At 71.3% G+C, this 14,472-nt stretch carries 12 protein-coding genes; 2 read left to right on the top strand and 10 right to left on the bottom strand.

The window, feature by feature from the left end; genetic code table 11:
- Nucleotides 1-25: 25 nt before the first annotated feature.
- Complete coding sequence (locus ABT057_RS08835; protein WP_352341764.1) at nt 26-1,714, top strand: sodium:solute symporter family protein; 1,689 nt, start codon at nt 26-28, stop codon at nt 1,712-1,714.
- Nucleotides 1,715-1,750: 36 nt separating this feature from the next.
- Nucleotides 1,751-2,128 (top strand): hypothetical protein, encoded by a 378-nt coding sequence (locus ABT057_RS08830; protein WP_352341763.1) that lies wholly within the window; start codon nt 1,751-1,753, stop codon nt 2,126-2,128.
- A gap of 56 nt (nt 2,129-2,184) precedes the next feature.
- On the opposite strand, the gene ABT057_RS08825 is transcribed toward ABT057_RS08830, so the two are convergent.
- The 10 genes from ABT057_RS08825 to ABT057_RS08780 form a co-directional block, all read right to left on the bottom strand.
- Entirely contained in the window at nt 2,185-2,502 is a 318-nt protein-coding gene (locus ABT057_RS08825) for a hypothetical protein (RefSeq protein ID WP_352341762.1), read from the bottom strand.
- Between the two features lie 133 nt (nt 2,503-2,635).
- Complete coding sequence (locus tag ABT057_RS08820; RefSeq protein ID WP_352341761.1) at nt 2,636-3,562, bottom strand: dihydrodipicolinate synthase family protein; 927 nt, start codon at nt 3,560-3,562, stop codon at nt 2,636-2,638.
- Nucleotides 3,559-4,572, bottom strand: coding sequence for an ABC transporter ATP-binding protein (locus ABT057_RS08815; protein ID WP_352341760.1), 1,014 nt, complete (start codon nt 4,570-4,572; stop codon nt 3,559-3,561). Before ABT057_RS08815 ends, ABT057_RS08820 begins: the two co-directional genes overlap by 4 nt.
- Nucleotides 4,569-6,575, bottom strand: a complete 2,007-nt coding sequence (locus ABT057_RS08810; RefSeq protein WP_352341759.1) for a dipeptide/oligopeptide/nickel ABC transporter permease/ATP-binding protein — start codon at nt 6,573-6,575, stop codon at nt 4,569-4,571. Before ABT057_RS08810 ends, ABT057_RS08815 begins: the two co-directional genes overlap by 4 nt.
- On the bottom strand, nt 6,575-7,531 hold the full coding sequence (locus tag ABT057_RS08805) for an ABC transporter permease (RefSeq protein ID WP_352341758.1): 957 nt from the start codon (nt 7,529-7,531) through the stop codon (nt 6,575-6,577). The genes ABT057_RS08810 and ABT057_RS08805 overlap by 1 nt, the downstream gene beginning before the upstream one ends.
- 14 nt (nt 7,532-7,545) lie before the next feature.
- Nucleotides 7,546-9,126: an ABC transporter substrate-binding protein gene (locus ABT057_RS08800; protein WP_352341757.1), complete on the bottom strand. Its 1,581-nt coding sequence runs from the start codon at nt 9,124-9,126 to the stop codon at nt 7,546-7,548.
- Between the two features lie 155 nt (nt 9,127-9,281).
- The gene (locus ABT057_RS08795; RefSeq protein ID WP_352341756.1) at nt 9,282-9,884 is read right to left on the bottom strand and encodes an alpha/beta fold hydrolase; all 603 of its coding nucleotides are present in this window, start codon (nt 9,882-9,884) and stop codon (nt 9,282-9,284) included.
- Nucleotides 9,885-9,949: 65 nt separating this feature from the next.
- The gene (locus tag ABT057_RS08790; protein ID WP_352341755.1) at nt 9,950-10,633 is read right to left on the bottom strand and encodes a helix-turn-helix transcriptional regulator; all 684 of its coding nucleotides are present in this window, start codon (nt 10,631-10,633) and stop codon (nt 9,950-9,952) included.
- Between the two features lie 235 nt (nt 10,634-10,868).
- Nucleotides 10,869-12,623 carry an outer membrane protein assembly factor BamB family protein gene (locus ABT057_RS08785; RefSeq protein WP_352341754.1) on the bottom strand — a complete coding sequence of 585 codons (1,755 nt, stop codon included), beginning with the start codon at nt 12,621-12,623 and terminating at the stop codon, nt 10,869-10,871.
- Between the two features lie 58 nt (nt 12,624-12,681).
- On the bottom strand, nt 12,682-14,394 hold the full coding sequence (locus tag ABT057_RS08780; RefSeq protein WP_352341753.1) for an outer membrane protein assembly factor BamB family protein: 1,713 nt from the start codon (nt 14,392-14,394) through the stop codon (nt 12,682-12,684).
- Nucleotides 14,395-14,472: the final 78 nt, after the last annotated feature.

Genomic DNA, 14,472 nt, shown 5'->3' with positions numbered 1-14,472 from the left:
GCCTCTCAGACAAGGTGAGCTCCGGATGCAGACCCCCACAGACCCTCTGTACCTGGCGGCCGAACTGCGGCTCCCCACGAACGCGCTCGACTACACGATCCTCGGCATCTACTTCGTCGTCGTCCTCGGCATCGGCTTCGCCGCCCGCAGATCGGTGAAGACCAGTCTCGACTTCTTCCTCTCCGGGCGCTCCCTGCCCGCCTGGATCACCGGTCTCGCCTTCATCTCGGCCAACCTGGCCGCCACCGAGATCCTGGGGATGGCCGCGAACAGCGCACAGTACGGCGCGTACACCGTCCACTGGTACTGGATCGGCGCCATCCCGGCGATGGTGTTCCTGGGTCTGGTGATGATGCCGTTCTACTACGGCAGCAAGGTCAGGTCCGTGCCGGAGTTCCTTCTCCTCCGCTTCGACAAGGGCGCCCACCTGCTGAGCTCGGCCCTCTTCGCCTTCGCGGCGATCCTGATCGCGGGCGTGAACCTTTACGCGCTGGCGATCGTCGTGGAGGCGCTGCTGGGCTGGCCGCAGTGGGTGGCCATCGTGGTCGCCGGGTTCTTCGTCCTCGCCTACATCACGCTCGGCGGCCTCTCCTCGGCGATCTACAACGAGGTGCTGCAGTTCTTCGTGATCCTGGCGGCCCTGATCCCGCTGTCCGTCCTCGGCCTGAAGAAGGTCGGCGGCTGGGACGGCCTCACGGACAAGCTGACCGCGACCCACGGCGAGAACTTCACCACGGCCTGGGGCGGCACGGGCATCGGCAGCGACAACCCGCTGGGCGCGAACTGGCTGACGATCGTGCTCGGTCTCGGCTTCGTGCTGTCCTTCGGCTACTGGACGACGAACTTCGCCGAGGTGCAGCGCGCCCTGTCCGCGAGAAACCTGTCGGCGGCCCAGCGGACCCCGCTGATCGCCGCCTACCCGAAGGTCTTCATCGTGTTCCTGGTGATGATCCCGGGTCTGGTGGCGGCGGCCCTGATCCCCGGCTTCGGCACCGACGAGTCCGGCTACCAGTACAACGACGCCATCCCGTACCTCATGCAGGACCTGCTGCCGAACGGTGTCCTCGGCATCGCGGTGACGGGCCTGCTGGCGGCGTTCATGGCCGGCATGGCGGCCAACGTGTCGTCGTTCAACACGGTGTTCACCAACGACATCTGGGCGAAGTACGTGGTGCGGGGCCGGGAGGACGCCTACTACGTCCGCTTCGGCCGGCTGATCACGGCGATCGGTGTGGCGGCCTCGGTCGGCACGGCGTTCCTCGCGTCCTCGTTCTCGAACATCATGAGCTACCTGCAGACGCTGTTCAGCTTCTTCAACGTGCCGATGTTCGTCGTCTTCATCGTCGGCATGTTCTGGAAGCGGGCGTCGAAGAAGTCGGGCTTCTGGGGCCTGCTGGCCGGCACCACCGCCGCGATGGTCAACTACTTCGTCCTCTACAAGCAGGACGTCATCGGCATCCCCACCGACCAGGGCGCCAACTTCGTGTCGGCGATCGCCGGGTTCGTGGCGGGCGCGGTGGTGATGGTCGCGGTGTCCCTGTTCACCGCCCCGAAGCCGGCGGAGGAGCTCCAGGGCCTGGTCTACGGCACCAAGTCCCCCGGCATGTCCGAGCCGCCGGCGAAGGGCGACGACGCCTGGTACCGCAGTCCGGCGCTGCTGGGCTGGGGCGCCGTGGTCCTGGCCGCCGTCTGCTACATCCCGTTCTCGTTCTGAGCCCGGCCGCGACTGCCGAGGGAGACTGGAGAGACCATGTCCGAGCAATCTGACGGATTCGAACCCGAGGAGCGGGCCGAGGCGGCGGAGCGGCTGCGGCGCGCGGGGTACTCCGAGGCCGACGTCCAGCGGGAAGTGACCGAGCTGGAGGAGAAGTCCCAGACCGCGGCCCGCATCTTCGACCTGCGCCGCATCATCGGCGGCCTGTTCGTGCTGTACGGCGTCATCGTGACGATCACCGGGCTGACCGACAGCGACGCGGAGATCGACAAGGCCCAGGGGATCAACATCAACCTGTGGACGGGCCTGGGGATGCTGGCCCTCGGGATCTTCTTCCTGGTGTGGCTGTGGCTGAGGCCTGCGGCGGCGCCTGCGCCTCCGTTGCCGGTGCCGGAGGAGGAGGGTTCCGAGTAGTCGGGGTGGATGCACGGGGCCGGGTGTGGCGGGCCCGGCCCCGTGCGGTTCAGTGACTAGCCGCCGATAAGGTCGAGCAGGCCGTCCGTCTCCTGGTCGGCGTGGGAGACGTTGAAGGCGGCGCTGTCGTCACCGTTGTTGCAGGCCCCCTGGTTCGAACCCTCCGACACGTTGCCGAGGATCGGGAGGTTCAGGTTCGGGAGGTTGATGAGGCCGTTGTTGACCGAGGGCTTGGTGACGCCGGTCTGGTGGCACTCCCTGCCGCCCGAGCCCGTGCTCGGGTCCGAGTAGTCGGCGGAGGCGACTCCCGCCCCGACGAGACCGAGGGTGCCGGCCATGGCGGCCACCAGAGCGGCCCTCTGAAGCTTGCGCATGCGTTTTCCTTTTCTGCTGTGAGTGATGTGTCTCGTTACAGAACGAAACGTTGCAATCACGCACCGTATGTTACGATTGACCGTTTTGCACCCTCAACACGCGCACAGCTTCACGCACCTCACACACCGGGCGTCACAGCAGTCCCGCCGCGGCCAGCAGCTTGCCGACCCGTTCGGTCTCCTCCGCCGACAGGGGGATCTGCGGTTCCGCCGTGACCGGGCAGTCGATGACGCCCCGCAGATGCAGCGCCGCCTTGAACGCGCCGAGCGCCGCCGAGCCGCCGCCCATCCGCCCGGGATCGCCGGCGCCGACGATGCCGAAGAGCGCGCACAGCCGCTCCTGTTCGGTCCGGGCGGCGTCCCGGTCGCCCGCCCGGAAGAGGCGCACGAGGCGGACGTACCCGTCCGGGTCGACGTTGCCGAGCCCCGGCACCACCCCGTCCGCGCCCAGCGCCAGGGCGGCGTCGACGAGCAGCTCGGAGCCGGTGAGGACACTGAACCCGGGCAGCCCCCGCGCGCCGGCGGTGACCTCGCGGAAGCCGGCCAGGTCACCGCTGGAGTCCTTGAGCCCGGCCAGCGCCCCCTCGGCGGCGAGCTCCAGCACGAGTTCGGCGGGGAGCTTGGAGTGCACGGCCACCGGGATGTCGTAGGCGATCACCGGGACGGGGCTGCGGTCGGCGATCAGCCGGAAGTGCCGGGCGATCTCCGCGCGGTGGGTGCGGGCGTAGAACGGCGCGGTGACGACGACCCCGTCCGCGCCCGCCGCCGTGGCCGCGGCGACCTGGTCCAGCACCCGGGGCGTGCTCATGTCGATCGCCCCGGCGAGGACGGGCAGCCGGCCGCCCACGTGCGCCACCACCGTCTCGGTGACCAGCCGCCGCTGCCGGTCGGTGAGGTAGGCGACCTCCGAGGTGGAGCCCAGCACGAACAGCCCGTCCACCCCGGCGGCCACGAGATGGTCGACCAGCGCGCGCAGTGAGGGGACGTCCACCTCGCGGTCCGGGGTGAGGGGGGTGCAGACGGGTGGGACGACTCCGGTCAGTGGGGTGGCGAGGGTCATCGGGGCTCCCTGTGCAGAATCTCGCGTACGACGTCGTCGGTCGACTTGTCCTCCTGCACAGGATGGTGACAGCGGTAGCGGTGGGACGGCTGTGACGCGGCCGAGACGTCGGGCATCAGTTCGGCGCACACCTCGTCCGCCTTCCAGCAGCGGGTGCGGAAGGGACACCCGCTCGGCGGCCGGGCCGCCGAGGGCACCGGCCCGGTCAGCGGGATCGGGGCGACGGGGCGCAGCAGGCTGGGCGTGGCCGAGAAGAGGGCGCGGGTGTACGGGTGCCGGGCGCGGTCGGACACCCGGTCGGCGGGAGCCTCCTCGACGATCCGGCCCAGGTACATGGTGATCACCCGGTCGCTCATCCGCCGTACGGTCTGGATGTCGTGGGAGACGAACACCAGGGCGAGGCCGAGGCGCTCCCTGAGGTCCAGCAGCAGGTTGAGGATCTGGGCGCGGACCGAGACGTCCAGGGCGCTCGTCGGCTCGTCGGCGACGACCAGCGCGGGGTCGAGGGCGAGCGCGCGGGCGATCGCGACGCGCTGACGCTGACCGCCGGACAGCTGCCCGGGCAGGGCGTCGGCGGCGCTGCCGGGCAGCCCGACCAGCCCCATCAGCTCGCGGACCCGGTCCTCCCGCTCGGCCTTCGACCCCCGCCGGTGGACGTCCAGCGGATCGCGCAGGATCCGCCGCACCGGCACCCGGCGGTTCAGGGCGGTCGACGGGTCCTGGAAGATCATGCCGGTGGCCGCGCCGACCGTCGACCGGCGTTCCTCCGGGGGCATCGCCCACAGGTCGCGGCCGTGGAAGGAGACGGTGCCGGAGGTCGGCGGCTGGATGCCCACCAGCAGCCTGGCCAGCGTCGACTTCCCGCACCCCGACTCACCGACCACGCCGACGGTCTCGCCGGGCGCGACGGTGAGGTCGGCGCCGGTGAGGGCGTACACCCGGCTGCCCCGGGCCCTGTGGACGACATGGGCGTCGCGTACCTCGGCCAAGGAGGTCACCTGGGAGGTCATGTCACCGTCTCGCTCTCGCTCTCCTCGGGCTCCTCGGGCTCCTCGGGCTCCTCGGGTGCCGGTCCCACTGCCGGGTGGTGGCAGGCGACCGCGTGGGCGGCCGGCCCGGTGAGGGCCGGCGCGGTCGTGTGGCACACGGCGGTGGCGGCCGGGCAGCGGTCCGCGAACCGGCACCCGGCGGGGAAGTCCGCCGGTGCCGGCACCACCCCGCCGATCTGCGTCATCCGTTTCCGCGCCGACTCCAGCGAGAGCACGCTGCCGAGCAGACCGCGGGTGTAGTGGTGGGCGGGCGCCGCCACCAGGTCGGCGGTCGCCCCGGTCTCCACGATCTGCCCGCCGTACATCACCGCCACCCGGTCGGTGACGTCGGCGACGAGGGCCAGGTCGTGCGAGACGAGGATCAGCGCGAAGCCGAGTTCCTCGCGCAGCCGCAGCAGCAGTTCCATGACCTGGGCCTGCACGGTGACGTCCAGCGCGGTCGTCGGCTCGTCTGCGACGATCAGCCGGGGGTCGCGGGACAGCGCCATCGCGATCAGCACGCGCTGACGCTGACCGCCGGACAGTTCGTGCGGGTAGCTGCGCAGGGTGCGCTCCGGGTCGAGGCCGACCATGGACAGCAGCTCCCGCGGGCCGCGCCGGCCCCCGCGCCGCACGAGCTGCCCGAGCTGGGCGCGGACGGTCATCGCCGGGTTCAGGGCGGACAGCGCGTCCTGATGGACCATCGCCATCTCGTGGCCGAGGAGCCTGCGCCGCACCCGGGCCGGCTCGGCGAGCAGATCCCGCTGCCGGAACCGTACCTGGCCCGCGACCCGGGCGCCCTTCGGCTGGAGCCCCATGACGGTCAGCGCGGTCAGCGACTTCCCGCAGCCCGACTCGCCCACCAGCCCCAGCACTTCACCGGGGTACACCTCGAAGCCGACGCCGTGGACGATGTCGACGCCCCGGTGCCGGCCGGGGAAGCCGACGGCGAGGTTCTCGACGACGAGGACCGGCGGTGCGTGGGGGTCGAGGGGCGGGCGGGCGCGGGCACGCAGGCGCTGGGCGACCTGGGCGAGGGCGGGGAGGGGAAGCGCTCCAGGGACACCCGCTGGCACGGTCTGCGGTGGTTTGTCATGTCTATCGGTCGTCTCGCGCGCGGCGGGGGCCGCCCACGCGTCGGACACGCCCTCCGACAGGACGTTGAGCGACAGCACGGTGACCAGCATCAGCAGCCCCGGGAACACGGTCGCCCACCAGCCTCCCGTCAGCACCAGGTTCCTGCCGTCGGCGATGACGCTGCCCCAGGAGGGTTCCGGGGGCCGTACGCCCGCGCCGATGAAGGACAGGGACGCCTCGAAGACGATCGCCTCGGCGACCTGGACGGTGCAGAAGACGAGGACGGCCGCCGCGCAGTTGACGGCGACGTGCCGCAGCACGATGTGCGGGGTGCGGGCGCCGATCACCCGTTCCGCCGTCACATAGTCCTCGCCGTACTGGTCGAGGACGTTGGCCCGTACGACGCGCGCCACGGACGGCGTGAACAGAAAGGCGATGGCGCAGACGAGAACGGTGATCCCCCCGCCGAACACGGCGACGAGCACGGCGGCGAGCGCGATGCCCGGGAAGGCCATCACCACGTCGAGCCCACGCATCAGCGTCTCGTCGACGCCCTTGCGGGACGTGGCCGCGAGCACCCCGAGGAGCGCGCCGGCGAGGAGGGCGAGCGCGGTGGCGCCCAGCCCGATCGCGAGGGACCAGCGGGCGCCGTACATGAGCCTGCTGAGAATGTCCCGGCCGAGGCTGTCCTGCCCCATCCAGTGGGCGGCGGAAGGGTGCCCGGTGCCGTCCACCGGGTCCTGCTGGTCGAGCGGGTCGTACGGGGCGAGGAGGGGGGCGAGTACGGCGGTCAGGACGACGACCGCGAGGAAGCACAGGGCCGCCTTCGAGGCCGGGGGCAGCCGGCGGCGAAGGCGGACGCCGCCGGGCCGGGAGAGCCGCTCGGCGAGGCTCGCGCGGGTGAACATCAGGCCGCTCTCAGTCGGGGGTTGACGAGCAGATGGAGGAGGTCGATGACGAGGTTGACGACGACGAACCCGACTGCGGTGGTGAGGACGACCCCCTGGACGACGGCCGGGTCGCCGTTCTGCACGGCGTCGATCATCAGCTTGCCCATACCGGGCAGGGCGAAGATCGTCTCGATGACGACGGCGCCGCCGAGGAGGTAGCCGACGCGCAGGCCGAGCACGGTGAGCGGGTTCATCAGCGCGTTGCGCAGCACGTTGCGGCCGACCACCACCCGGGGCGGCAGCCCGTTCCCCGTCGCGGTCCGCACATAGTCCCGGTCCAGCTCCTCCACCACCGAGGTCCGCACGATCCGCGTCAGCTGCGCGGCGACGGGCAGGGACAGGGCGAGGGCCGGCAGGGCCATCGTCCGCAGCCAGCCGGTGAAGGAGTCGGCGGGGTTGACGTATCCCCCGGGCGGGAACCAGCCCCTCCCCACGGCCAGGTACTGGATCATCAGCAGCGCCAGCCAGAACCCGGGCGCGGCCACCCCGACGAGGGAGACGCCGCGGACGGCCTGGTCGGGCCACCGGTCCCGGTACACCGCCGCGGTGACCCCGCCCGCCAGCGCCAGCACGACGGCGATGCCGAGACCGAGGAACGTCAGCTGGAGGGTGAGCGGCAGCGCGGTGGCGACCTGGTCGGCGACGCGGGCCCGGGTGAGGGCGCTGGTGCCGAGATCGCCGTGGAGCAGACCGCCGACGAAATGGATATAGCGGACGGGGAGCGGGTCGAGAAGCCCGTTGCGCTCCCGGAACGCGTGCAGCTGCTCCGGTGTCGGATTGGCGCCCTGGAAGAAGGCGGACGCCGGATCGACGTCGGAGAACCGCATCACGAGGAACACGAAGAGCGCGATGCCGAGCAGCAGGGGCGCCAGCAGGGCGATGCGGCGCAGCAGGATCCGTACGACAGGGGGCATGGTCCTCGTCCTCGTCAGGTCCACTTGGCTTGCAGGAGGTTGAGGCCGGGATAGGGCTGGGCCCTGGCCCCGGTGAGCTTGCGCGGGTCCCAGGCGGTCATCAGCTCGTTGTGGACGACGGGGTAGAGGACGGCCTGTTCGGCGACGACGTCCAGGTAGTCCTGGACGAGGGCCGTCTTCCGCGCGGGGTCGGGCTCGCGGGTGGCCCGGTCCATGGCGGCGAAGAGCCGTCGGGCGGCGGGATGGCCGCCCCACCGGGCATACCCGGTCCACAGGTTCTGCGCCCCGTAGTTGTAACGCACGATCAGATCGGCATCGAGTCCGAACTGATTCGGATTGGAAGCGGCGACGACGACCTGGTAGTCCCGCTTCTGGTCCAGCTTGGTGAAGACGGCGGTGGTCTCCTGCGGAGCGAGCGTGGTGCGGACCCCGATCGCGTCCCAGGACGCCTTGATGGTGGGCAGGCAGTCGACGATCCAGCTGAGGTTGACGGCGAGGATCTCGACGTCCAGCCCCCGCACACCGGCGGCTTCGAGCAGCGCCCTGGCCCGGCCGGGGTCGTGGTCGTAGACGGTCCTGGCGGGCCGGTAGGCGGGGTTCGCCCGGTCGAGGAACGAACTGGCGGGCACGCCATGCCCTTTGAGCGCGACCTTGACCATCCGCTCCGTGTCGATGGCGTAGTGCAGCGCCTGCCGGACCCGTACGTCGTCGAAGGGCGGACGGCGGGTGTTGAACATCAGGAACAGGTTGTTCATCCCGGCGGCGCCAGCGACGGCGAGGCCACCGCGTTCGAGCCAGGGGATGTTGGCGTAGGGGATGTTGTCGGCGATCTGGGCGCCCGCGCCGGCTCCGGAGATACGGGCGACGCGGGAGGCCGCGTCGACGATGGTCAGCCAGTTCATGCGAGGGAAGGCGGGCGGCCGGGGGCCGTTGTAGGCGGCGAAGGCCTCGAAGGCGGTGTTCGACTTCGGGTGGTGCGCGGTCTGCCGGTAGGGCCCCGAGCCGACGGCGAGCCCCTTGATCGCCTCGTCCCAGGCACCGGGCCGGGAGAAGACGTGCCGTGGCATGACCTTGGCGAGGGTGAGACGGGAGAGCCCTTCGGGAAAGGGGAACCGGAGGACGAGTTCGACGGTCCGGTCGTCGACCGCGCGGACGTCGTGGAGCCAGGTGACGAAGAAGTTCCCGGCGAGGGTGGGGGTCGCCGGGTCGAGGATCCGTTCGTACACGAACACGACGTCGTCGGCGGTGACGGCCGTCCCGTCGTGGAAGGTGGCGCCGGGGCGGAGGGAGAACCGCCAGACGGTGGCCCGCGGGTCGTCCGGGAGCCGGGTGGCGAGGGCGGGGTAGGGGGCGCGCGAGAGGGGGTCGGTGTCGACGAGCCCCTCGTAGATGTGGTTGTTGGCGGCCATGGCGAACGCGGACGCCGTCTGGGTGGGGTCCCAGCTGCCGTCGTTGCCGTATCCGATGACGGCCGTCAGGGTCCGGCCGGGACCGGTGCCGCCGGTGTCGTTGGTGGACTCGGGTCCACAGGCGGCGAGGGCCCCCGCCCCCAGAGAGGCCAGAAACGCCCGCCGCCCCGGCACGCCCCGCGCCATGATTCGCCCCCTTTATCCCCTTTGCACCACCTTGATCAGCGTGACCTTAGGAGGGGTGACGGGGGTGGTCAAGGAAGGCCACCCGAATGGCGCGGCGGCGGGCCGGCCCGGCCGTGTCGGCGCTGTCCGTGCGGCCGCTCCTGCGGGCCGGGGGGTCACGAGCGGGCCCGGCCGCCGAGGGAGCCGATGAAGCGGTCCAGCCGTGAGACGACCTGCCGCAGCACATCGACCGATCCGGCGGCGTCGTCCGCGAGTTCCAGGGCGTGATCCGCCGAGGGAACTTCCAGGACGTCATGCCGTAGGGACTCGGCGATCCGTGGATCCCACAGCTTGTCGGCGCTGCCGCCGATGACGAGGGTGGGCGCCTGGGCCCGCCGGAGAGCACGGGCCACGTGGTCGTTGGTCAGGATCGGAGTGAGCCAGGCCGCCGCGATGTTCCGGTCGGCCGCGACGCCGCAGGCGAGTGAACCCAGGGACTTGCCGACGAGAAGACCGCAGGCCCCTTCCTCGGCGTCGACGGCCCGGGTGACCTGCCGCTCCACCCACGCGACCCGGTCGTCCACGGGCAACTGCGAGAAGCCGTCCGGCACCTGCCACCACAGTTCCTGGACCGTCCAGCCGTGCTGGAGGAGCACGGCACGGGCGAAGTGCAGCAGCGGCCTGGCGGGCGAGTAGCCGATGCCGGGAACGACGACCGCGACCCGGTCCGGGGCCCCGTCGAAACGGGTGGGAACGACGAACTGGGAGGGACGGGGCATGACCGCAGGCTACCGGCCGACGGAGCATGCCCGGGGACACCTCCCGGTCACCGGCCCGGGGCCGCTCACGGCTCCTGTCGGGGTAGTGGGCCCGCGCGGTCCAGGAGGCCCGTTCGGGCCGCGAGGGCCGCTGCCTCCAGGCGGGAGCCGACGCCCAGTTTCATCAGGACGCGTTGGACGTGGGTGCGGGCCGTGGAGGGGGCGATGCCCATGCCGGAGGCGATCACGCGGGTGTCCTCGCCGTCGGCGACCCGGACCAGGACCTCCACCTCTCGCGGGGTGAGCATCTGGAGCAGGCGCTGGCCCTCGTCGTCCGGCTGGGCCGCCGGGTTGAGGAGTTCGCTGAAGGCGCCCTGCAGGAGTTGGGGGGCGACGGCCGCCTCGCCCGCCCTGGCCTTCATGATCGCCCGCTCGACGCCCTCTATGCGCTCGTCGTGGCGGACGTAGCCGGAGGCGCCCGCGGCGAAGGCCGCCGCGATGCCCCGGGGGTTCGGCACCGGGCCCAGGATCAGGACCGCCACCTGCGGACGTTCCCGCTTGATGCGCACCACCGGGTCGAAGATGCCCGGCTCGGCCGGGGTCGCCGTACCCAGCAGGCACACCTCCGGCGCCCGGGTGATCACCAGTTCCGCCGCGCCCGCGGCGGGCGCCGCCGCGGCGAGCACCCGGTGCCCCCGCAGCTTCAGTGCCGAGGCCAGCGCCTCGGCGAGCAGCCGGTGGTCGTCGACCACCATCAACCGCACTCCCATCGAGCAACCCCCCAGTCCCCCCATGGATGCCCCACACGGACAAAAGCAAAAGGTGCCCCCCGGCACCCCGTCCTTCATATGCCCCCGGAAGCTACACGCTTGTTCGACGTTGCGCTCCCCCTACCGGCGAGAAGTGCCCCGGATCGAGGAAATTCCTCACATACGAGGGTGATGCGCGGTAAGTGAAAGGCCCCGCCTCTGAGCAGGGGCGGGGCCGTGGGACGGAAGAAGACGATCAGCCCGACGTGCCGAAGGCGATCGCCAGGTAGTCCTTCTCGCCCGCCGTCGGCTCGTCCGCGAACGTCTCCGACATGTACAGCCGGCCCTGGGAGTACAGGATCTCCGAGTACTCGGGGGACATGTCGCCCTCCATGTCCCGTGTGTCCTCCGAGCCCGGGTTCTCCAGCAGTCTCGTCTCCTTGAACGACGTGCCGTCGATGCTGACGACCTGGCCGCCCTTGTCGTACGGCGGCTCCTTGTACGCGATCACGTTGCCGCCGTCCATCCGCAACGGGTACAGCGTGTAGTCCGTGCCGGAGTCGGCGCGCTGGCCGGTCTGCCTGCCGGTGGCCAGGTCGAAGGCGACGATCTCGTTCGCCTGCCCGCTGTCGCCGCTGTCACCGCTGTCGTGTTCCTCGGTCGCGATGTAGAGGCGGTCGTTGCCGACGGTCAGGCCGGTGCAGGCCTCGGGCCGGTCGATGCTGTCGCACTTGGCCGCGTACTGCGCGCCCGGCGCCGAGATACGGGTGCGCAGCCGGCCGGTCTTGTTGTCGATGGAGAAGAAGTCCGAGATGCCGCTGCCGTCACCGGCGCTGTCGCCGACATCGGCGGCCACGACCAGCGGGTCCGTCGACACGACACCGGCGTACTCGATGTCGGTGGCGAGCTTGTACTCCGACAGCACCTTCCCGGAGGCCGGGTCGATGGTCTGGATGTGCAGCTGCGGGGCGTCGTAGGAGCCGCACTTGCGCACCGCGACCAGCTTGGGGCCGCCGCCGTACCCGGCGTCGTAGCAGGTGTCGGAGGTCTTGGGTGCCCACAGTTGCCTGCCGGTGGTGATGTCGAAGGCGGCGCCGCCGTCGGTGCTGCCCACGGCGACCGTGTTCGCGCTGACGGTGACGTTGTCGAAGTTGATCAGTTCGTCACCGGAGGTGACCGTCTTCGTCCAGAGTTGCCGGCCCGCGTTGAGGTCGATCGCCGCGATCTGGGAGCAGCCGGCCGTGGAGTCCTTCGGGGGCGTCCTCGGCTGGAAGAGGATCGCGGTGCGGCCGTCCTCGTTGGTCTGGCGGCTCGCCCCGCACACCGGGCCGGCCAGCTTGATCGTCCACAGCTCGGTGCCCTTGTCGCGGTCGTAGCCGACGACCTCGGCGACGCCGCTCTTCACATACGCCTTGTCGGTCAGCCAGGAGCCCGGCACGTCGACGCTGTCGTCCTTCTGGACGGTGGGCGCCGGCAGCTGGAAGAGGGCTCGCGCGGAGGGATCCGCGGGCACCTTCTCGCTGCCCTTGGCGGCGGTGCCGCCCTTGTCGCCGCTCCCGCCGGTCCCGCCGGACGCCGTGGGGCCGTCGTTCTTTCCGTCGCCGCCGGAGGACTTCGAGTACCAGATCCCGCCCCCGATGATCAGCGCGATCGCCGCGACCGCCGCCACGATGATCACCAGCGAGGCGTTCACCTTCCGCCCGCCGGCGGGGGCGGGCGGGTTCGGCCGCAGAGGGACGGTCACAGGCTGTCCCGGCTGTCCCGGCTGGCCCGGGTAGCCGTAACCGGGCGGGGCGGCGGCCGGGTAGCCGTAGCCCTGGGGCGGCTGGGGCGGCTGGGGATAGCCGTAGGAAGGCTGGGGCGGTGGCGGGTAGGCGTGGCCCGGTCCCGGTGTGCCGGGCGGGGCGGGGGGCTGCTGGGGGGCGCCGAAGCCGCCCTGGGGAGGAGGCACGGGCGCGCCGAAGCCCTCCTGCGGTGCTCCGGGGCTTTCGTCCTGCGGTGGCTGGGTCATGGTGTGGTTTCCTCGGCGGGATGCTGCTCGGCGGGACGCTCGGGGACGACGGGACGGCTCACTTGCCGTAGGCGAGCATCAGCTTCTCCTTGCCCTCGTCCTCGCCGTTCAGATGGGTGGAGGAGAGGTAGAGGCGGCCGTCGGCCCAGGCGCGGTCGCCGTCGTGGAAGCCGTCCTCGATGTCGATCGTGCTCGCGGGCATCTGCAGCAGCGTCGAGGGGGTGTGGGCGGATCCGGTCGTGGGGATGGAGACCACCCGGCCGCCCTCCTCCGAGGAGGGCTCGACGTACGCCACGAGCTTGCCGTCCTCGATGCGCAGCGGCTTCATCGACTCGTCGGTCGGGGACTTCACCCGCCACTTCTCCTTGCCGGTGGCGAGGTCGATGGCGACGACCTCGTTGGCGCCGGTGGTGGCGTCGGTGGGGAGGTAGAGGGTGTCGGCGTCCACCGCCGTGCCGAGGCAGCCCGTGAGGTCGCCGCCCAGGAGGGACCAGCCGCAGTCGGGGGCGAAGTCCTCGTCCAAGCCGACCTGCGAGCGGAAGGTGCCGTCGGCCTTGAAGGTGGAGATGTTCCAGCTGTTCTTGTCGTCGTTGGTGCTGTAGACGACCAGCGGGTCCAGGGAGTACGTCCGCTCGACCGTCCACCCCTTGTCGAACTGCCGGGTCCACTTGACCTTGCCGGTCACCGGGTCCAGTTCCTGGAGCTCGTCGTGCTCGTTCGCCTTCAGCGCGGCGCAGGACGACACCATGACGAGCCTGCTGCCGCCCGCGAACGCGCTCGGGAAGCACGAGTCGCCGTACCTCTGCTTGTCGTACAGCTTCTTTCCGGTGCGGACGTCGTAGGCCGTCCCGGACTGCGAACGGCCCACCATCAGCGTGTCGCCGGCGACCGTCAGGCCGAGGCTGCTGCCGACGCTGTCGAACAGCTGGCCGTCGGCGACCTCGGCGGTCCAGCCCTTGACGCCGGTGGCGAGGTCGATCTGCTGGAGCCGGTTGCACTTGGCGCGGTCGCTCACGCCGTTCATGTACGCGACGACGATCTTGTCGTCGGCCGTCTTCTGCGGGGTGACCGCGCAGATCTTCTGGGGGAAGGTGACGGTGTCCCAGGTCGGTTTCCCGTCACCCACGTTGTAGGCGACGAGCTCCTTGTACGCCGCCTTGACGGCCGTCCTGGAGGTGATCCACATGCCGGGCGCGTCGGCGCCGTCGGCGGGTGCGTCCGGCGCCTCCTTGTACCAGAGGACCTTCGCCTCGCCCGCCTTGCGGCCCGCGTTGAAGTCCTCCGTGTCCGATCCGCCGTCCCCGCTGCCGTCGCCGGGGTTCACGGGGCTGTCGCTCGCGTTCGGCTTGTCGTCGCTCGAACCGGCGACCGGCTTCTTGCCGTTGTCGTCGTCACCGCCGCTGGTCACCGCGAACACCACTCCGCCGATCACCAGCAGCGCGGCCACCGCGGCGCCCACGACCAGCGCGGGACGGCCCTTGAAGGGGTTCCGCGAGCCGGGACCGGGCGGCGGGGTGCCGGGGGCGCCGGGAAACTGCGGCCGGGGCGGGTAGCCGTAGCCGGGCTGCTGCCCGTAGGGGGCGTTCGGCTGCCCGTACGGGCCGGGCTGGGCGTACGGCCCCGGCTGGGCGTACGGGCCCGGCTGCTGAGGCGGGGTGCCGTAGGGGCCGGGCTGCTGCGGATGGCCGTAGCCGGGCTGCGGAGGCTGTCCCGGCTGTTGCGGCTGGTTCTCCGGTGGTCCGAAACCACCCTGCGGCGGCGGCTGAGCCATCAGCGTGTTCCCCCTTGTCACTGATTTTTAGCCAGCCCTTTCTATCACTCGGGACGGACGGCGAAACGGGCCGTATCC

Origin of the sequence: Streptomyces sp. NPDC002588, from assembly GCF_040295925.1 — a bacterium.
In the GTDB taxonomy this organism is placed as follows: Bacteria; Actinomycetota; Actinomycetes; order Streptomycetales; family Streptomycetaceae; genus Streptomyces.
This window is presented reverse-complemented; position numbering and strand designations above follow the sequence as displayed.